Here is an 18,050-nt window from a genome sequence, read left to right on the forward strand (position 1 = left end):
GGTGAACAGAGGTTTCCGCCCGCGCGGCGGCGGGATGAACCTTAACGCGCGGGCCGCGTCGCCCCAACGGGACGACGCGGCCGTCCGGTGCCGAGTCGATGCCGTACGTGCGCGGGACCCTACTTGCCGTTGGCGAACGCCTCGTACGCCCGCAGCACCTCGTCGGTCGGGCCGTCCATGCGCAGGACGCCCGATTCCAGCCAGATCGTCCGCTCGCAGGTGTCCCGGATCGAGGAGAGCTGGTGGCTGACGAGGAACACCGTGCCGGCGCTCTCCCGCAGCTCCCGGACCCGCTGCTCGCTGCGCTTGCGGAAGCCCTTGTCGCCGGTGGCGAGGGCCTCGTCGATGAGCAGCACGTCGTGCTTCTTGGCCGCCGCGATGGAGAAGCGCAGCCGGGCCGACATGCCGGAGGAGTAGGTGCGCATCGGCAGCGAGGCGAAGTCGCCCCGCTGGTTGATGCCGGAGAACTCGATGATCTCCGGGGTCTGCCGCTGCACCTCCGCCGGCGGCATGCCCATGGCCAGGCAGCCCAGCACGACGTTGCGCTCGCCGGAGAGGTCGTTGAGCAGGGCCGCGTTCACCCCGAGCAGCGAGGGCTGCCCCTGGGTGTAGACGGCGCCGCGGTTGACCGGCAGCAGCCCGGCGATGGCCCGCAGCATGGTCGACTTGCCCGAGCCGTTGCTGCCGATCAGCCCGATCGCCTCGCCCCGGTACGCGGTGAAGCTGACCCCCTTGACCGCGTGCACCTCGCGGATGTTCGGGGCCGAACTGCGACTGACGATGCGCTTGAGCGCGCCGACCGGGCCGCCGCCCCCGCCCGCGCCCTTGTGCACCCGGTAGATCACGTGCGCGTCGTCGACCACCACGGTGGGGATCCGCTCCTGGATCCGGGGCAGCGTCACGGTGACGTCGTTGGACGACTCGAACTGCTCAACCACGGCCGTACTCCTGTTCGCCCCGCCAGAAGTAGATGAAACCCCCGACGCCCATCACGATCGCCCAGCCCACCGCCGCCAGCCAGAGCTGGAGCAGGGAGGAACTGAGCAGCGGTGCCTGCTCCAGCAGCGAGACCCGGGCCAGCTCGATGTAGACCAGGGCCGGGTTGAACTCGACCAGCCGGGCGGCCCAGGCCGGCAGCTGCTCCTCGAAGAGCGCCACGCTGTAGAGCACCCCGGAGCCGTACATCCAGGTGCGCAGCACGAAGGGCATGACCTGCTTGAGGTCCGCCAGCTTCGCGCCCAGCCGGGCCACCGTCATGGTGAGCCCGGCGTTGAAGACCGTCTGGAGCAGGATCGCCGGCGGCAGTATCAGCCAGGCCAGGGTGATCGGCTCGCCGGTCACCAGCACGATGGCGACGAGCACCACCATCGAGCCGAGCAACTGCTGGAACTGGGTGACGGTGACGGCCAGCGGCAGGCAGGCCCGGGGGAAGTGCAGCGCCCGGATCAGCCCGAGGTTGCTGGTGATGGACTGGGTGCCCGTCTGCACGGCGGTCTGGGTGAAGTTGAAGATGAACAGCCCGGTGCAGAGGTAGGCGATGAAGTTCGGGACACGGTCCTGCTCCAGCACCAAGCCGAAGATCAGGTAGTAGACCGCCGCGTTGGTCAGCGGGGTGAGCACCTGCCACAGCTGCCCCAGCTTGGCGTTGCTGAACGACGCGACCAGCTTGGCGTTCGCGTACGCGGAGATGAAGTGCCGGTAGCGCCAGAGCCGCCGGGTGTACTCGCCCAGGGACGGCCGTTCGCCGGCGAACCGCAGCCCGTACCGGGCGGCCAGTTGCGCCTGGGAGAGGCCGGAGTCGGGATCGGCCAGCGCGGTGTTGGCCATGGGATGGCCGCTCCGATCTTTCGTGACGACGGGTGGGGCGCGACGATGGAACCGAGCGTGGAGCGCCGCCTCGCCGCTGCGTGGACAGTAGTCCGAAACACGTCGGGACGCAACCGTACCGTCGTTGCGCTACATTGTTCCTCGTGACAGCCGAGACGAGCTCCAGGTGACGACCGGGAAGAGGCGGGCGCCGGCCGGCGCGGCAGTGCTCCGAGACGACATCACCACGGCCATCCGCCGTGCCCTGATGCAGGAGCTCGCCGCGGTCGGCTACGGCCGGCTCTCCATCGAGGCGGTGGCCCGGCGTGCCGGGGTCAGCAAGACCGCAATCTACCGGCGCTGGAACTCGAAGCTCGACCTGGTGCTGGAGATCGTCGCCGCGGCGGCCACCGGCAAGCTGCCCGCGCTGGACACCGGCACGCTCCGCGGCGACCTCGAACTGCTCTTCCAGGTGGTGGCGCACGCGTTGCGGCACCCGCTGGCCTCGCAGATCATTCCCGACCTGCTCGCCGAGGCCGCCCGCAACCCGACCATCGACCAGACCCTGCAGAAGGTGCTGCGCGCCCGGCAGCAGGAGATCGGCGGCCGGCTGATCGGCCGCGCCGTGCAGCGCGGCGAGCTGCCGCCCGGCACCGACCCCGAGGCGGCCGTCGACCTGATCGTCGGCCCGCTCTACTGGCGGCTGGCGATCTCCCGGACCCCGCTCACCGACGCCTACCTCGGCACGCTGGTGGAGGCGGTGGCCACCGGGCTGGGCGCGGGCGCCGGCGTGCCACGCCCCCGCGACGCGGCGGCGGACGCCGCGCCCGCCTGACCGCTCCCGGCCACCCCCTCGGCGCCCGCGCCCGACTCTTCCGGCGGCCGTGGGTGCCGCGCCCGCACCGATCCGGGAGCGCCGCGGCCGCCGTCCACGTGCGCGGCCGGGTCAGCGCGGGGCGTCGACCGGCAGCCGGGAGACGATGTGCCGGGCGATCTCCAGCGAACTCGTCGCGGCGGGGGAGGGCGCGTTGAGCACGTGCACCTGCCGCTCCGCCTCGACGATCAGGAAGTCGTCCACCAGGCCGCCGTCGGGCAGGATCGCCTGCGCGCGCACGCCCGCGCCCGCCCGGACGATGTCCGCCGCAGTGAGCTCGGGCACCAGCCGGGCCAGGCTCGCCGCGAACCGCTTCTTCGACAGCGACCGGGTCACCTCGGTCAAGCCGTACCGGTAGTGTCGGCGCGCCAGCGTCCACAGCCCCCGGTAGGTCAGCTCGTCCCACACGTCGCGCGGGCTGAACCGGCCCCAGGAGTAGCCCTCCCGGGCGGTCGCCAGCACCGCGTTCGGGCCGGCGTGCACGGTGCCGTCGATCATCTTGGTCAGGTGCACCCCGAGGAAGGGGAACTGCGGATCCGGCACCGGATAGATCAGCCCCCGCACCAGGCCCTGCCGCTGCGGCACCAGCTCGTAGTATTCGCCCCGGAACGGCACGATCCGCACCGGAGTGGGCACGCCGGCCAGCCGGGAGATCCGGTCCGCGTGCAGCCCGGCGCAGTTGATCAGGACGTCCGCGACCACCTCGCCCCGGGTGGTGTGGACCACCACCCCGTCCGGCCGGTTGGCCACGCCGGTGACCTCGGTCTCCGTGCGCAGCTCCGCCCCGCCCGCCGCGAGCAGCTCGGCGAGCTTGCGGCAGACCGCCCCGAAGTCGACGATGCCGGTCGAGGCGACGTGCAGCGCGCCGACGGTGGCCACGTGCGGCTCGTGTTCGGCGGCCTCGGCGGCGTCGATCAGCCGCGCCGGCAGGCCGTTGGCCAGGGCGCGCTGGTGCAGGTCGTGCAGCCGGGGCAGCTCCGCGGCGTCCGTCGCCACGATCAACTTCCCGCAGATGTCGTACGTGAGCCCGTGCCGCTCGCAGAACTCGACCATCGACGCGCTGCCGGCCCGGCACATGGTCGCCTTCAGGCTGCCGGGCTTGTAGTAGACCCCGGCGTGGATGACGCCCGAGTTGTGGCCCGTCTGGTGGGCCGCCCAGCCGGCTTCCTTCTCCAGCACGGTCACCTGGTCCCCGGGCCGGTCGGTGATCAGCCGGTGTGCCACCGCGAGCCCGACGATGCCGCCACCCACCACTACGAACCTGGTCATCTCATCTCCCCTGCCGGACGCCGCGACCGATGGTAACCAAGCCCACCCGGCGCGCCCGAGTCGCGGAAGACCCGCCCGCTTGGCCTAGACTGCTCCGGGTCCATCTCTCTGGGAGTCTCATGTCTGAGGTCATCGCGCTCGGTCAGCCCACGGTCGGCGAGGCGGAGCTGTCCGCGATCGCCGAGGTCTTCGCCTCCGGCTGGCTCGCTGGTTCCGGGCCCACCTGTCGTCGTTTCGAGGAGCGCTTCGCCGCCGTCACCGGCACCGGTCACGCGCTCGCCACCAGCAACTGCGGGTCGGCCCTGCACCTCGCGCTGCTCACCCTGGGTGTCAAGCCGGGCGACGAGGTGATCGTCGGCGACTACACCTTCCCGGCCACGGGGCACTCGGTGATGTGGACCGGCGCCAAGCCGGTCTTCGCCGACGTGCGGCCGGACACCTGGACGGTCGACCCGGCCGCCGTCGAGGCCGCCGTCACCCCGCGCACCGTCGGCATCATCGCCGTCGACGCCTTCGGGCAGCCGGCGGACTACGACGAGCTGCGTGCCATCGCCGACCGGCACGGGCTGTTCCTGATCGAGGACGCCGCCTGCTCCGCCGGCGCCACCTACAAGGGCCGGCCCGCCGGCAGCCTGGCCGACGTCGCCACCTTCAGCTTCCACGGCCGCAAGGGCATCACCGCCGGCGAGGGTGGCGCCTACGTCACCGACCGCGAGGACCTCGCCGCGCACGCCCGCAAGCTGCACACGTACGGGGTGGAGGGGGCGCTCACCCGCGCCGAGCTGTCGCACCTGCCGATCCCGACCTTCACCGAGCTGGGCTACAACTACCGGCTCTCCGACATCTCCGCGGCGATCATGATCGCCCAGCTCGACCGGCTGCCGGAGCTGCTGGCCGCCAAGCGCCGCACCGCGGCCCGCTACGGCGAGCTGCTCAAGGACCACGAGCTGATCACCACCCCGTACGAGGCACCCGACCGCGAGCACCCCTGGCAGTCGTACGTCGTCACGCTCGCCCCCTCGGTCGACCGGGGCGCGGTGGCGCTGGCGCTGCGGCAGCGCGGCGTGCAGTGCACCTTCGGCACGTACGCCTCGCACGTCCAGCCGCTCTACGGCCAGACCACGCCCTGCCCGGTCTCGGCGGACCTGTTCGCCCGGCACCTGGCCATCCCGATGCACGCCAACCTCACCGACGTCCAGGTCGAGACCGTCGCGGCCGCGCTGATCGACGTCGTCACCACCGCGGCCACCAGCCGCTGATCCCCCCAGGAAGGACACGCTCCGCCATGTCGAAGCAGACCGTCTTCATCACCGGAGGCGCGGGTTTCATCGGCCTGCACGTGGTGCCGATGCTGTTGGAGAAGGGTTACCGCGTCCGCATCTTCGACAACATGTTCCGCGGTGACCGGGACCGCGTCGCGGAGCTGGTGGCGACCGGCGACGTCGAGCTGATCGACCAGGACGTCCGCTACGGCGGCGCCGTGCACGCGGCCATGAAGGGCTGCGACTACGTGATCCACCTCGCCGCCGTCTCGATCAACAAGAGCCAGGCCGACCCGCACGAGTCGATCGACATCAACATGGTCGGCAACCACAACGTCTTCGCCGCCGCTGCCGAGCACGGGGTCAAGCGGCTGGTCTTCGCGTCGTCGGCCTCGGTCTACGGCGACCCGCAGAAGCTGCCGATGCACGAGGACGACCGGCTCGACCCGCTCACCCCGTACTGCATCTCGAAGCGGGCCGGCGAGGACCTGCTCGGCTTCTACCAGCGCAGCAAGGGCCTCAACTGGATCGCGCTGCGGTTCTTCAACGTCTACGGCCCGGGCCAGAAGCCGACCGCCTACTACACCTCCGTGATCAACCACTTCGTGAAGCGGTTGAAGAACGGCGAGCCGCCGGTCATCGACGGCAAGGGCGAGCAGTCGATGGACTTCATCCACGTGCACGACATCGCCCGCTCCGTGGTCGCCGCGATGGAGGCCGAGCAGGGCAACGTGCCGGTCAACATCGGCACCGGCATCGACACCTCGATCGCCACCCTCGCCGAGATCCTGATCAAGGCCGTCGGCGTGGACGTGCAGCCGCAGTTCAACCCGCGCGAGGTGCTGGTCAGCCGGCGCGCCGCCGACGTCACCCGGGCCCGCGAGGTGCTCGGCTGGGAGTCGACCATCGCCGTCGAGGACGGGATGACCGACCTCATCAAGACCGAGGTCGCGTGACCCAGCCCTCGTCCGCCGGGGGTCCGTCGTCGCACGGGCTCCCGGCGAACCCGTACAACCCGCACGCCTGGGTCATCGGCGAGCCCGTGATCGGCGCCGGGACGTGGATCGGCGCGTTCACCGTCATCGACGGCTCCGGCGGGCTGACCATCGGAGCCGGCTGCGACATCAGCTGCGGCGCGCAGATCTACACCCACTCCACCGCGCGGCGTTGCGTGTCGGGGCGTGCCTATGCTTCGGTGGACCGGGCGCCCGTGGTGATCGGCGACCGGGTGTTCATCGGGGCGAACGCGACCGTGATGATGGGCGTGACCATCGGCGACGGCGCGGTCGTCGGCGCGGGGGCCGTGGTCACCAGAGACGTGCCACCGGGGGCGGTCGTGACGGGGGTCCCCGCCCAGGTGGTCTCCACAGTCGAGTTGGACGGCGGCGATGTCCGGTTCGTCCCTGTAGCGGAGAGCTAGGAGCACCCCTCCCGTGCGTATCGCAGTCGTCAACAACTTCTTCCCGCCGCGTGCGGGCGGAAGCTCGCACCTGTCCGAGTCGCTCGCCAAGGGCTACGCCGCCGAGGGGCACGACGTGCTGGTGCTCACGGCCGCCTACCAGGACGCCCCGGAGGTCGAGGAGCGCGACGGCCTCCGGATCGTCCGGCTGCCGGCGTGGATGCTGCCGCAGACCCGGCTGGCTGTGAGCTTCGACATCTCGTTCACCAGCCGGCCCACGCTGCTGCGGCGGGTCCGCAAGCTGCTCGACGAGTTCCGGCCGGACGTGATCCACCAGCACGGCCAGTTCTTCGACCTGACCTGGGCGACCGCGCTCTACGCGCGCAAGCGCGGAGTGCCGGCGCTGCTCTCCATCCACACCCGGCTGGAGAACCCGCAGGCCCGCTACGCGAAGGTGTTCCGCGGGCTGGACGCCACCATGGTCAAGCCGTTCATGTGGCGGTCGAAGCCGCGGCTGGTGGTGATGGACGTGCTCATGCAGGAGTACATCGAGTCCCGCTACCGGGGCGCGCACTCCGGCCTGGTGCCGATCCCGGTCGGGGTCGACCCGGACTGGGTGGTCGGCGGCAACGGCCAGCGGGTCCGCGAACGGCACGACCTGGGCACCTCGCCGGTGATCCTCTCCGTCGGGCACGTGATCCCGCTGCGCGACCGCGTCGCCCTGGTCGAGGCGCTGCCCGAGGTGCTGGCCCGGGTGCCGGACGCGAAGCTGCTCGTCTGCGGCCAGATCTACTACGGGCTCTTCGCCGAGCGGGCCCGCGCGCTCGGCGTCGAGCACGCCGTCGTCACGGCGGGCAAGGTGCCCAAGAACGAGATCCCCGACTACCTGGCCGCCGCGACGGTGGAGTCGCACGAGCAGGGGCTCGGCCTCGGCACGGCGACCCTGGAGGCGATGGCGGCGGGGGTGCCCGTGGTGGCGCCGGCGCGGGCCGACAACTTCCCCGGCATCTCGCTGCGCGACGGCGAGAACGTGCTGCTCTGCCGGCCGGGCGACGTCCGGGGCCTGGCCGAGCGGCTGATCGCCGCGCTGACCGACCCGGCCCTGGCCAAGCAGATCGGGGTCAACGGCCAGGCGCTGATCCGGGAGCGGTTCAGCCTCGACCGGGTGCTGCACCGGCACCTGGAGGTGCTCACCGAGATGGCGGCCGCCCGCCGCCGCTGACCGTACGCCGAAGACGCCGGTGCCCCCGACCAGGACTGGTCGGGGGCACCGGCGTCTGACGTGCTGCGGATCCCGGGCGGGCGGTGGCCTCAGCGGGTGCGCGCCGGCGCGGGGGAGGGCTCGGCGGCCGGGCGCGGCGCGGGTAGCTGCTCGGCGGTGGCCGGCGCCGCGGGCTCCCCGTGCGTCGCCTCGACGTCGGGCGCCCCGCCCGGACGGCGCAGCTGACGCACCCCCGACAGGGCGGCGATGCCGGCGGCGAGCAGGTCCGCCACCGTGAAGATCAGCCGTGAGGCCAGCGCGATCCCCGTCGCCGCACCGAGGCCGCCGGCGTCCGCGAGGAACGGCGCCATGGTGGCCACCAGCACGGCCTCCCGCACGCCGAGGCCGGAGGGGGAGAGGAACGCGAACATCCCGACGGTCATCGCGATGGCGAACGAGCCGATGCTGCGCAGCAGGCCGCCGAGGCCGGGGGCGGCCTGGGCGTTGGCCAACAGCCACAGGTGCACGCCGAACAGGGTGTAGCCGAGGGCGCTCCAGCCGACCACGCGCGCCACGCCGGGCAGCGTCAACCGGTGCTGCAGCGGCGGCCGGCGCAGCACCTTGAGCACGAGCTGGATCAGCCGGGTGAGCACCGCCGGGATCGCGCAGATCAGGGCGATCGGGAAGAGCACAGCCACGATGTAGAGCGCGACCCGCACCGGCTCGGCGTACTCGGCCCCGGTCTCGGCGGTCGCGTCCAGCAGCGAGGGGAGGCTGAGCAGGCCCACGCCGAGCGCGGCGACCACGCCGAGGCCCAACGCGACCAGCGTGGCCAGGAAGGCCCGCGCGCGCGGCAGGCCGGCCCGCCGGCCCAGCTCCATCTGCAGGACGTACGCCCACACGCTGCCCGGGATGTACTTACCGAGCTGCCCGACCATGCAGATCCGCAGGGCGGCGGGGACCGACACCCGGTGTTCCAGGTCCGCCGCGGCGGCCCGCCACGCCATCGAGTTCGCGAACATCCCGGCGAGCACCGCCAGCACGGCGAGCACCACCGAGGGCCACGCGAGGTCGAGCCAGGTCTGCCGGACGTCCGGCCACTGGCTCACCACGCTCCAGGTCATGCCCGCCGCGATCGCCGCGATCACCACGACGCGTACGCCCAGCGAGAGCCATCGGGACGGTCCCTTCGCCGCATCGGCGTTCTCGGCCGGTGCGGCCCCCGTCTCGACCTGCGTCGCGGTCTCTGCCACGGCCGTCCTGCCTTTGCGTCGCCCGGACCCCGTCGGGGTCGCCTGCACAATTCGCCGAGACTAGCGCAGCGGGGCGTTTACCACGAACCCGCCCGAGCGGCGAGTCCGGCGTGCGCCGGCTCTCGCCGCGACGGTCCAGATGTGCCTCGCAACTCCGGCGCTGCTACGGTCTGCAACGCTGCCCCAAACCCCAAGGAGAGCTCCTGTGATCCCGATTTCCGTCGTCAAGCTGGACGAGGCGGCCGAACGGTTGGCGGTCGAGGTGATCCGTTCGGGCGTCATCGCGCAGGGACCGATGGTGGCCCGTCTGGAGCGCGAGTTCGCCGATCTGGTCGGCGTCGAACACGCGGTGGCCGTCAACAACGGCACGACGGCTCTCGTGGCCGCGCTCCAGGTGCTCGACCTCCAGCCGGGCGACGAGGTCGTCACCAGCCCCTTCACCTTCGTCGCGACGCTGAACGCGATCCTGGAGGCCGGCGCGACGGCCCGGTTCGCCGACATCCGCGAGGACGACTTCTGCGTCGACCCGCAGGCGCTCGCCGCCGCCGTCGGCCCGCGCACCCGGGTGCTGATGCCGGTCCACCTGTACGGCCAGCCCGCCGACATGGACGCCATCGCCCCGTTGGCCGAGCGGCACGGCCTCGGCCTCGTCGAGGACACCGCGCAGTCCCTGGGCGCGACGATCTCCGGCCGCGGCGCCGGCAGCTTCGGGCTCGGCACCTTCTCCCTGTACGCCACGAAGAACCTCACCACCGGTGAGGGTGGCATGATCACCACCAACGACGCGGGCCTCGCCGACCGCCTGCGCGTGCTGCGCAACCAGGGCATGCGGCAGCGCTACCAGTACGAGGTGGCCGGGCACAACTACCGGCTCACCGACCTGCAGGCCGCGCTCGGCATCCCGCAGATCGCCGCGTACGGCGAGAACGTCAAGCGCCGCAAGGACAACGCCGCCCGGCTCTCCGCCGGCCTGGCCGACGTCCCGGGGCTGCGCCTGCCGGCCGAGCTGCCGGGCCGCTCGCACGTCTGGCACCAGTACACCGTGCTGGTCACCGACGAGGCCCCGGTGGGCCGGGACGAGGTGATCGCCCGGCTGACCGAGCGCGGGGTGGGCTGCGGCATCTACTACCCGAAGACGGTCTACGACTACGACTGCTACCGGGACCACCCCCGCGTCGTCGCCGACCCGGCGCCGGTGGCCGAGGACGTCGTACGGCGGTGCGTCTCGCTGCCGGTGCACCACCACCTCAGCGACAGTGACCTCGACCAGGTGGTCGAGGCCGTCCGGGCGGCGGTGGGCGCGTGACCGCCAAACTGCGTTTCGCCCTGGTCGGCACCGGGGTGATGGGCTCCCTGCACGCCCGCGTGATCGCCCAGTCCGACCGGGCCGAGTTGGCCCGGGTGATCGAGCCCCGGCGTTCCGTCGGCCAGCAGATCGCCGAGCGGTACGGCGCCGGCTGGGCCCCGGACGCCGACGATCTCTCCGACGTCGACGCCGTGGTGATCGCCGCGCCGACCGAGTTCCACCACGGCCTCGCCGGGCAGGTGCTCGCCGCGGAGAAGCCGCTGCTGATCGAGAAGCCGGTCTGCGGCAGCCTCGCCGAGACCGAGGAGATCGTCGCGGTCTCCGAGAAGCGTGGCGTGCCGCTGCTGTGCGGGCTGCTGGAGCGCTTCAACCCGGCGGTGCTGACCGCACTGGCCCTGGTCGACCGCCCCGTGCACCTGACGGCCACCCGGCACTCGCCGTACGCGCCGCGGATCCGCACCGGGGTCGCCTGGGACCTGCTCATCCACGACGTCGACCTGGCCATCCAGGCGTTCGGCGGGGAGGAGCCGGCGGCGGTACGGGGGACCTTCGGGCACTTCCACCCGGACTCGCTCACCGAGGCCGAGGACGTGGCGGAGACCGTGCTCAGCTTCGGCAGCGGCGGGCTGGCCAACGTCTCGGCCAGCCGGATCGGGCAGCGTAAGGTCCGCACGCTGGTGATCAGCGAGGTCGACCGGCTGGTCGAGGCGGACCTGATCCGTAAGCACGTCACCATCTACCGGCACGTCTCCTCGGACGCGGCCACCCCGGACGGGCGCGGCTACCGGCAGCAGACCATCATCGAGGTGCCCGAGCTGCTCACCAACCGGGAGCCGCTCGCCGCCCAGCTCGACCACTTCGTCGACATCGTCGCCGGCACCGCCGACGCGGACGCGGAGCGGCAGCGGATCCTGCCCGCGCACCGGGTGGTCGGCCGGCTCTTCGCCGACAACGGGCGCTGACGCACACCGACGAAAGGGCGGGGCGACCACGGTCGCCCCGCCCTTTTTCGTCGACCGGTCCGGTCCCGCGCCGGCTCAGCCGCCTTCGGCGCAGCTCCGCCCGGCGTCGGTGACCTGGTAGATCCTGATCCGACCGAACTTCTGGGCCAGCTCGATGCGGTCGCTGGCCTCCAGCCGCTTGCGCTCGTAGTGCTTGTCCCAGGCGCCGGGCATGTTCCGCGTCCCGACGACCAGGTAGGAGATGTTGAACCGGCGCACCTCACAGCCGGCCGGCCGGGCGTCGGCGTTGTCGACCAGCCAGTTCCAGGCGTCCCAGCGCCGGTCGTAGTTCTCCGTCGGCAGGCCGGGCAGCGGCGGGATGCCGAACAGCATCGGCACCTCGTAGTCGGCGTACGACCAGCTGATGAACTCGTGGTGCCGGTCGTAGGCGACCGTGCCGCCCCGCGGCGTGTTCTCCGCCAGCCACTCGTACGCGCGCACGTACGACTCGCCGACCGGGGCCCGGCCCTTCAGCGCGCCGCGCAGCGGCTGCCAGCTCGCCGGCACGGCGGCCAGGCCGAGCAGCACCACGACCAGCGCCGCCGCGGCGACGGCGGTGGGCACGTCGGAGCCGCGCAGCGCCTCGGCACGCCGGGCGACGCGGGCCAGCAGCCACTGCACCGCGATCCCCAGCACCACCGCCCCGGCCACCGCCAGCACCCCGTACACCGGGAAGATCATGGAGCGGACGCGCTCCCGGACGCCGTACCAGAGGCTGGAGAGCGTCATCGCGGCGGTCGAGTCGGAGGCGGTGGTCCAGACTCCGATCGCGGTCCAGATCACGCCGGCCGCGAACCAGGGTCGCGCCCAGCGCAGCCGGGGCAGCACGAGGCAGAGCACCGAGAGCAGCAGGCAGGGGATGACCAGCCAGAGGGCGATCCGGATGGTCGGTTCGCCGAGCTGGAAGTCGGCGCCGCCGACCCCCGGGTAGGCGAACAGGACGTACCGCTGCGGGTCGCTCACCCAGTACTCGAACGCCTCGTCGTACCGGCCGAGCAGGGCGGGCGGGTTGGACAGCCGTTCGCCGTTGGCGCCGGCCAGCACGCCGAGCAGCGGGACCAGCGGCACCAGGCCGGCCAGCAGCATCGCCCCGGCCGCCGCGGCGACCCGGCGCAGCACCCAGCGGCCGCGTAGGGCCAGCAGCATGCCGACGGCGAGGACCGCGATGAACAGCACGTCGTAGGTGTGGGTCATGACGATCCCGGCGCCGCAGAGGCCGGCGAGCAGGCCCAACCGGACCGGGTGGGCGCCGCGCGCGGAGAGCGCGATCAGCAGCGCGATCGCCCCGGCCATGCAGGGGGCGGTCTGCTCGGTGATCCGGCCCGTGATCACCGACATCCACATCGGACCGAGCACGGCCGGCGCGGCGGCGGCGCTGGCCGCGACCACAGGTCGACCGCCGAGCGCCCGGACGCAGGCGTAGACGGCGGCGACCAGCGCGAGCGGCCCGACGAGGATCGACCAGGCGCTCATCACGGTGCTGATCCGCCCGCCGGAGAGCTCCGCTGCCTGCGCCCACGCCACGTTGGCCGCGAGCGGGTAGAAGGAGCAGGACAGCGCCGGCTCGGTCGCGCCCGTGGTGCAGGCCGAGGAGATCAGCACGCTGTCGGTGTCCATGATCCGCCGGGTGAGGAAGCCGTGGTTCATGGCGTCCCAGCCGGGCGGGGCGATGAGGCGGCCCAGCATCAGCCAGCCGAAGGCGACGCTGACCGCGGCGGGCACCGCGATGCCGATCACGTCCGCGCGTCCGGGTCGAACCGCGGGCAGCCGCAGCCGGCCCGCCCGGGCCCGCCACCCGGTCGAGGCGTCGGTGCGGGAGGCGTCGGCGTGCCGGTCGGTGTCGCCGGCGGTCGCCTTCCGCTCGACCAGGCCGCGGCTCACCAGGCGGGAGGCGAGCACCGCGAGGCCGGCGAGCAGGACCTCGGCGGCCAGCACCGCCAGCGGATCGTCGGGGAGCCCGAGCTGGGGCAGCCAGGTCATGGCGAGGGTGACCAGGCCCAGGGTCAGGGCCGGGGCGGCGGCCCAGGTCGCCCACCGGTAACGGCCGGGGGGAAGCGCGAATCCGAGCAGCGCGCCGGGCACGACGGCGACGGCGAGCGCGATCAGGGTCGTCAAACCGTGGATCCTTTCCAGCGGAACACGCAGGTCCCCGCGACGAATGGCGTGCGAGGCCTCCGGCGTGGCTGCGCCGGCCGGGTGGCGAGCGGCCGGACCAGTATAGGAACGTGACCCACCCGCCCCGCGTAGGCGAGCCTGCCATCGCGGGCCCCGTCGGTCTCGTCGCTTTCGTCGCGATCGTCCCGCCCCGGCCCCGGCTGCCGCCCAGTCGTAGGGAATCGTCCCGGTGTGCCGGTACCCGAGCGATACCGGTGCGTTCCTTCGCGTTAAGGTCACACCGGCGTGGTGGCGGGCAGGCCGCGGGCGCCGGTGCCGCCGCCGGTCGGTGACGACGAGGGACGGGCCGGTCGAGCGCGTCCACAGACCGTCCCCGTCGCGACCCGGGGCGCACCGCTGGTGTCCGGGCCCCGACGGCCGCCGCAGCGGGGAACTCGTGCCGTCACGGCGCCGGCGACAGCCGGTGAGCCAGTCGTCGACCTCTAGGGAGCTAGTCCTTGTTCGGCAAGTTGATGGGACCGGCGGGAGTTGCCGCTCGCGGCGCGCTGCTGTTGGTGGCCTACCTGGTGATGCTCGCCGCCGGTCTGTTCGGCTGGATCGGCGTCTTCTCCGTCGCCGGGCTCGCCGCCCTCGCCGGCGAGTACGCGCTCGCCCGCTGGTCGCCCGCCACGCACGTGCTGCTGGAGAAGGTCGGGCTGCGCGGCGACTACCGCCAGCTCACCCGCGACCTCGCGGTCGTCCTGCTGGTGGTGGCGACGGTCCGCCCCGACGCGGCGGACCTCAGCCTGTTCCTGCTGCTGCCCTCCACCGTGTGGCTGATCTCGGTCTTCGCCGGCGCCTTCGCCACGATGATCGACCGGCGCAACCCCCAGTCGGCGCTGGTCCGCAACATCGAACTCGGCCCCATGCGCGGGGCGCCCCGCCCGCCCGAGTGGGCGTCCTGGCTCGCCGGCGACCGGCTGGCCCTGGTGAACGTGGTGCTGGCGCCGGCCGCGGTGTTCGCGGCGGTGCTCGACAATCCCGCGCCGGTGTTCGGGGCAGGGGTGGTGGCGGTGCTCGCCGCCGCGCTGGTCGGCGGGCTCGTCGCGCTGACCTGGCTGCGTGGGCGGGGGATGGGGCAGGGCCCGCTGCTGCCGGCCGTGCAGCGCTGGCTGGACAGCTACCGCCCCGAGGTGGCCTTCTACTTCGCCGGCCCGGCCAAGGACGTCTACCAGGCCAACATGTGGCTCGCCCCGACGGAGGCGCTCGACCAGCGCGCGGTGGTGCTGCTGCGCAGCAAGGAGGCGTTCCTCGAACTCGCCGACACCCGGCTGCCGGTGATCTGCGTGCCGGCCGGGGTCGACTTCATGAACCTCGAACTGCGAAGCGTGCGCGCGGCGCTCTACGCGGCGAACGTCGGGGCGAACATCCACATGCTCCGCGAGCCGGGCATGAAGCACGTCTTCGTCGGGCATGGCGACAGCGACAAGCAGGCCAGCGTCAACCCGTACAGCAAGGTGTACGACGAGGTGTGGGTCGCCGGTCTCGCCGGCCGCGAGCGGTACGCGCGCGCCGGGGTGGGCGTACTCGACTCCGACATCGTCGAGGTCGGACGCCCGCAGCTCGCCGGGGTGCACACGTTCGGCGCGGAGTCGGTCGACCGGCCGTTCACCGTGCTGTACGCCCCGACCTGGGAGGGGTGGCTGGACGACGACCCGTACCACACCTCGCTGGTGCTGATGGGGGAGCGGATCGTGAAGGGACTGCTGGCCGGCGCGCCCGCCGTCCGGCTCATCTACAAGCCGCACCCCCTGACCGGATCACGGTCCAAGGAGGCCAAGGCGGCGCACGAGCGGATCGTGGACCGGATCCGCGCCGCTGGCGGCAACCCGGACGCGACCTCGTTGGACGGTACGCGGCACCTCGTGGTCACCGGCCGGACGCCGGCCCTGTTCGACTGCTTCAACCAGACCGACCTGCTGATCAGCGACGTGTCCAGTGTGGTCTCGGACTTCGTGCAGAGCCAGCGGCCGTACGTGGTGTGTAACCCGAGCGGCCTGCCGGAGGACGACTTCCGCCAGGAGTACCCGACCTCGCGGGGCGCGTACCTGCTCTCCCGGGACTGCGGGGAGCTGGAGAAGATCGTGACGGTGACCCGGGCCGGGGCCGACCCGATGACCGAGGCCCGGCGGGAGCTGAAGACCTATCTCCTCGGCCCGGCCGAGGAGAACCCGATGGAGCGGTTCCGGGAGGAGATCGGGCGGCTCTGCCGCTGAGGCCCTCCTCGCGGGGCGCCGTCGTCGCCGAGAGGTCAGCCCTGCCGCTGCGGCGGGGTGTCGACGTCCCGGGAGACGACCTCGCCGCGCTCGTCGACCCAGCCCTTCGGCCGCGCCGGGTTGCCGGCGACGAGCTGGTACGGCGCCACGTCCCGGGTCACCACGGACCCGGCCGCGATCATCGCGTACTCGCCGACCTCGATGCCGCAGACGAGGGTGGCGTTGGCGCCGATCGAGGCGCCCCGGCGGACCAGGGTCGGCGTGATCGTCCAGTCCGGATTCTGCGCCCGGGGCCGGAAGTCATTGGTGAAGACCGCGCACGGGCCGACGAAGACCTCGTCCTCGATGGTGACGCCCTGGTACACCGAGACGTTGTTCTGGATCTTGACCAGGTCGCCGACCGTCACGCCGGCGTCGACGTACACGTTGCGGCCGATGACACAGCCGGCGCCGACCTGCGCCGAGGACCGGATGTGGGCGAGGTGCCAGACCTTCGTGCCGTCGCCGACGCGGGCACCCTCCTCGACGTCGGCCGTCGGGTGGACGAAGACGGAGGGGGGCAGGGAACTGCTGTCAGTCATCCTTCAACTCGCATGGCTCGGGGCGCGGCGTCGCGCCGTCGGTGATCCGCGTCGGCGTACGCCGGGCGGGCGTCGATCGCGCGGACCGGTTCTGCCGCACCCGCCCCGGGGCGCGCGGGCGAGGCCGGGGGAGCGGACTCGGCGTAGCATAGCGACCCGTCAGGCGAGCAGCGCCGCCACCGCGTCGGCGACCGGCAGGTCCGCCGGCAGCGCGTCGGCGGCCACCACGGCGGGCACCGGCAGCGGGCCGTACAGGTGCGGGAAGAGCGCCCCGTCGCGCGACGGCTCCCAGCGCAGCGCGTCGCCCAGCCGGTCCGGGTCCACCGTCAGCAGGGTCAGCCCGGTGGCGCCCGCGAAGTACCGCCGGGCCGTACCGACCACCTGGTCGGCGCCGGAGAGGTGGATGAACCCGGACTGCCGGTCCAGCGCCGTACCGTCGAGGTGGCCGGCGGCCAGCGCGTCGTCCCACTCGGTGGTGGTGAGGAGCTTGTAGATCACCCCGGCAGCCTACGCGCGGCCGGTCCCGCCGGCGGCCGTCCCGGTTTCCCGGTACCGCCCCGGTGTCCGCCGCCGCCCGGCATGCTCGGGGCAGCGGGTCGCGGAGGGATGGCGATGGAGAGTTACGACGAGGACTGGACCGACAGCCAGCGGGCGCTGTACGACGAGTGCCACCGGGCGGGCGGCGAGTGGGCCGGCGACCCGGACACCCCGACCGAGGACGTGCAGCACGTGATCAACCTCGGCCAGGCGGACGACGACACCCTCCCGGACGCCGAGATCGACTATCCGCCCCTGGTCGACGCGGTCACCCAGGCCACCGGCGAGATCGTCACCAGCGTGCCCGCCAGCCACGACGACCCCGGCTTCCGGGGCTTCGTCGACGGGGTCCGCGACGCCACGGCCGACGAGGTCTTCGGTCTCTGACCTGCCGGTCGACCACCACCGGCGCCCCGGCGCCGGCGCGCCGACGGGGCCGTCGCCGGGTCGGTGCGGGACCGGCCCTCCCGTCGCGGGCGTACTTCTGCCACCATTCGGGGTCGACGGACCGACGAATGGGGGCCCGGGTGCGCATCCTGCTGGTCGAGGACGACCGCCGGGTGGCCGCCGCGCTCTCCTCCGCCCTCACCCGCCGGGGGTACGAGGTGGAGCACGCGGCGACCGTCGCCGCGGCCCTCTGCGCCGCCCCCTGCGACCTGGTGCTGCTTGACCTGACCCTGCCCGACGGGGACGGCACCGACCTGTGCCGGGAGCTGCGGCGGCGCAGCAGCCAGCTCGGCATCATCGCGGTCACCGCCCGCGGCGAGGAACGGGACCGGGTGCTCGGCCTGCGGCTCGGCGCGGACGACTACGTGGTCAAGCCCTTCTCCATGACCGAGCTCCAGGCGCGCATCGAGGCGGTGCTGCGCCGCGCGGCGCATGCCGTGCCGGAGCGCAACCTGATCGAGGTGGGGCCCGTACGCGTCGACGTGGCCGCCCGGACGGTCACCGTCGGAGGCCGCCCGGTGGCGCTGACCCGCAAGGAGTTCGACGTCCTGCTCTCCCTGGCCCGGCAGCCCGGCGTGGCGGTGGCCCGGGAACGGATCCTGCTCGATGCCTGGGGCTCGACCTGGGGCGACGGGCACACCGTCGAGGTGCACGTCGGCTCGCTGCGTGGCAAGCTGGGCGACCCCGGCCTGGTGGAGACCGTACGCGGGGTCGGCTACCGACTGCGCGGCGAGTGAGGGGACG

The 18,050-nt window shown here is 72.9% G+C and carries 17 protein-coding genes; 10 read left to right on the forward strand and 7 right to left on the reverse strand.

Annotated elements, in window-relative coordinates; translation table 11 throughout:
- Window positions 1-119 precede the first annotated feature (119 nt).
- Together RM555_RS17790 and RM555_RS17795 are read right to left on the reverse strand one after the other, a co-directional pair.
- Window positions 120-938: an ABC transporter ATP-binding protein gene (locus RM555_RS17790; RefSeq protein WP_311412813.1), complete on the reverse strand. Its 819-nt coding sequence runs from the start codon at window positions 936-938 to the stop codon at window positions 120-122.
- Window positions 931-1,827, reverse strand: coding sequence for an ABC transporter permease (locus RM555_RS17795; protein ID WP_311412814.1), 897 nt, complete (start codon window positions 1,825-1,827; stop codon window positions 931-933). The genes RM555_RS17790 and RM555_RS17795 overlap by 8 nt, the downstream gene beginning before the upstream one ends.
- A 205-nt stretch (window positions 1,828-2,032) precedes the next feature.
- Here RM555_RS17795 and RM555_RS17800 point away from each other — a divergent pair, with 205 nt between their 5' ends.
- Window positions 2,033-2,641, forward strand: a complete 609-nt coding sequence (locus RM555_RS17800) for a TetR/AcrR family transcriptional regulator (RefSeq protein WP_311412891.1) — start codon at window positions 2,033-2,035, stop codon at window positions 2,639-2,641.
- A 111-nt stretch (window positions 2,642-2,752) separates the two neighbouring features.
- Here the strand turns inward: RM555_RS17800 and lhgO are convergent, their stop codons facing one another.
- Window positions 2,753-3,949 (reverse strand): L-2-hydroxyglutarate oxidase, encoded by a 1,197-nt coding sequence (gene lhgO / locus RM555_RS17805; protein ID WP_311412815.1) that lies wholly within the window; start codon window positions 3,947-3,949, stop codon window positions 2,753-2,755.
- Between the two features lie 119 nt (window positions 3,950-4,068).
- Here lhgO and RM555_RS17810 point away from each other — a divergent pair, with 119 nt between their 5' ends.
- Genes RM555_RS17810 through RM555_RS17825 form a run of 4 tightly spaced genes read left to right on the forward strand, consistent with a single transcriptional unit; the run spans window position 4,069 to window position 7,832 of the window.
- Window positions 4,069-5,208 carry a DegT/DnrJ/EryC1/StrS family aminotransferase gene (locus RM555_RS17810; RefSeq protein ID WP_311412816.1) on the forward strand — a complete coding sequence of 380 codons (1,140 nt, stop codon included), beginning with the start codon at window positions 4,069-4,071 and terminating at the stop codon, window positions 5,206-5,208.
- A gap of 26 nt (window positions 5,209-5,234) precedes the next feature.
- Window positions 5,235-6,167 (forward strand): NAD-dependent epimerase/dehydratase family protein, encoded by a 933-nt coding sequence (locus RM555_RS17815; protein ID WP_132235770.1) that lies wholly within the window; start codon window positions 5,235-5,237, stop codon window positions 6,165-6,167.
- On the forward strand, window positions 6,164-6,631 hold the full coding sequence (locus RM555_RS17820) for an acyltransferase (protein WP_311412817.1): 468 nt from the start codon (window positions 6,164-6,166) through the stop codon (window positions 6,629-6,631). The genes RM555_RS17815 and RM555_RS17820 overlap by 4 nt, the downstream gene beginning before the upstream one ends.
- Window positions 6,632-6,644: 13 nt before the next feature.
- Window positions 6,645-7,832 (forward strand): glycosyltransferase family 4 protein, encoded by a 1,188-nt coding sequence (locus RM555_RS17825; protein WP_311412818.1) that lies wholly within the window; start codon window positions 6,645-6,647, stop codon window positions 7,830-7,832.
- A gap of 89 nt (window positions 7,833-7,921) precedes the next feature.
- On the opposite strand, the gene RM555_RS17830 is transcribed toward RM555_RS17825, so the two are convergent.
- Window positions 7,922-9,064: a lysylphosphatidylglycerol synthase transmembrane domain-containing protein gene (locus tag RM555_RS17830; RefSeq protein WP_311412819.1), complete on the reverse strand. Its 1,143-nt coding sequence runs from the start codon at window positions 9,062-9,064 to the stop codon at window positions 7,922-7,924.
- 205 nt (window positions 9,065-9,269) lie between these two features.
- On the opposite strand from RM555_RS17830, the gene RM555_RS17835 reads away from it, so the two are divergent.
- Together RM555_RS17835 and RM555_RS17840 are read left to right on the forward strand one after the other, a co-directional pair.
- Window positions 9,270-10,370 (forward strand): DegT/DnrJ/EryC1/StrS family aminotransferase, encoded by a 1,101-nt coding sequence (locus RM555_RS17835; RefSeq protein ID WP_311412820.1) that lies wholly within the window; start codon window positions 9,270-9,272, stop codon window positions 10,368-10,370.
- The gene (locus tag RM555_RS17840; RefSeq protein ID WP_311412821.1) at window positions 10,367-11,332 is read left to right on the forward strand and encodes a Gfo/Idh/MocA family protein; all 966 of its coding nucleotides are present in this window, start codon (window positions 10,367-10,369) and stop codon (window positions 11,330-11,332) included. The genes RM555_RS17835 and RM555_RS17840 overlap by 4 nt, the downstream gene beginning before the upstream one ends.
- A gap of 75 nt (window positions 11,333-11,407) precedes the next feature.
- Here RM555_RS17840 and RM555_RS17845 read toward each other — a convergent pair whose 3' ends face one another.
- Window positions 11,408-13,486, reverse strand: coding sequence for a DUF6541 family protein (locus tag RM555_RS17845; RefSeq protein WP_311412822.1), 2,079 nt, complete (start codon window positions 13,484-13,486; stop codon window positions 11,408-11,410).
- A 497-nt stretch (window positions 13,487-13,983) separates the two neighbouring features.
- Between RM555_RS17845 and RM555_RS17850 the strand changes: the two genes are divergently transcribed.
- A complete protein-coding gene (locus tag RM555_RS17850; RefSeq protein WP_311412823.1) occupies window positions 13,984-15,741 on the forward strand; it encodes a CDP-glycerol glycerophosphotransferase family protein in 1,758 nt (585 codons plus the stop codon).
- A 35-nt stretch (window positions 15,742-15,776) separates the two neighbouring features.
- Here RM555_RS17850 and RM555_RS17855 read toward each other — a convergent pair whose 3' ends face one another.
- Both RM555_RS17855 and RM555_RS17860 read right to left on the reverse strand, forming a co-directional pair.
- Complete coding sequence (locus RM555_RS17855) at window positions 15,777-16,322, reverse strand: acyltransferase (protein ID WP_311412824.1); 546 nt, start codon at window positions 16,320-16,322, stop codon at window positions 15,777-15,779.
- Window positions 16,323-16,481: 159 nt separating this feature from the next.
- Window positions 16,482-16,820 (reverse strand): DUF952 domain-containing protein, encoded by a 339-nt coding sequence (locus RM555_RS17860; RefSeq protein ID WP_311412825.1) that lies wholly within the window; start codon window positions 16,818-16,820, stop codon window positions 16,482-16,484.
- Window positions 16,821-16,934: 114 nt separating this feature from the next.
- Between RM555_RS17860 and RM555_RS17865 the strand changes: the two genes are divergently transcribed.
- Both RM555_RS17865 and RM555_RS17870 read left to right on the forward strand, forming a co-directional pair.
- Window positions 16,935-17,246 carry a hypothetical protein gene (locus tag RM555_RS17865; protein WP_311412826.1) on the forward strand — a complete coding sequence of 104 codons (312 nt, stop codon included), beginning with the start codon at window positions 16,935-16,937 and terminating at the stop codon, window positions 17,244-17,246.
- Between the two features lie 128 nt (window positions 17,247-17,374).
- Window positions 17,375-18,043 carry a response regulator transcription factor gene (locus RM555_RS17870; protein ID WP_311412827.1) on the forward strand — a complete coding sequence of 223 codons (669 nt, stop codon included), beginning with the start codon at window positions 17,375-17,377 and terminating at the stop codon, window positions 18,041-18,043.
- The last annotated feature ends 7 nt before the right edge of the window (window positions 18,044-18,050 follow it).

This window comes from Micromonospora reichwaldensis (assembly GCF_031845925.1).
In the GTDB taxonomy this organism is placed as follows: Bacteria; Actinomycetota; Actinomycetes; order Mycobacteriales; family Micromonosporaceae; genus Micromonospora; species Micromonospora reichwaldensis.

Bases quoted from the DNA above. Each gene is read 5' to 3' on its own strand.
- RM555_RS17795 (WP_311412814.1), bottom strand. From the start codon at position 1,827: ATGGCCAACACCGCGCTGGCCGATCCCGACTCCGGCCTCTCCCAGGCG.
- lhgO (WP_311412815.1), bottom strand. From the start codon at position 3,949: ATGACCAGGTTCGTAGTGGTGGGTGGCGGCATCGTCGGGCTCGCGGTG.
- RM555_RS17810 (WP_311412816.1), top strand. From the start codon at position 4,069: ATGTCTGAGGTCATCGCGCTCGGTCAGCCCACGGTCGGCGAGGCGGAG.
- RM555_RS17815 (WP_132235770.1), top strand. From the start codon at position 5,235: ATGTCGAAGCAGACCGTCTTCATCACCGGAGGCGCGGGTTTCATCGGC.
- RM555_RS17855 (WP_311412824.1), bottom strand. From the start codon at position 16,322: ATGACTGACAGCAGTTCCCTGCCCCCCTCCGTCTTCGTCCACCCGACG.
- RM555_RS17865 (WP_311412826.1), top strand. From the start codon at position 16,935: ATGGAGAGTTACGACGAGGACTGGACCGACAGCCAGCGGGCGCTGTAC.
- RM555_RS17870 (WP_311412827.1), top strand. From the start codon at position 17,375: ATGGGGGCCCGGGTGCGCATCCTGCTGGTCGAGGACGACCGCCGGGTG.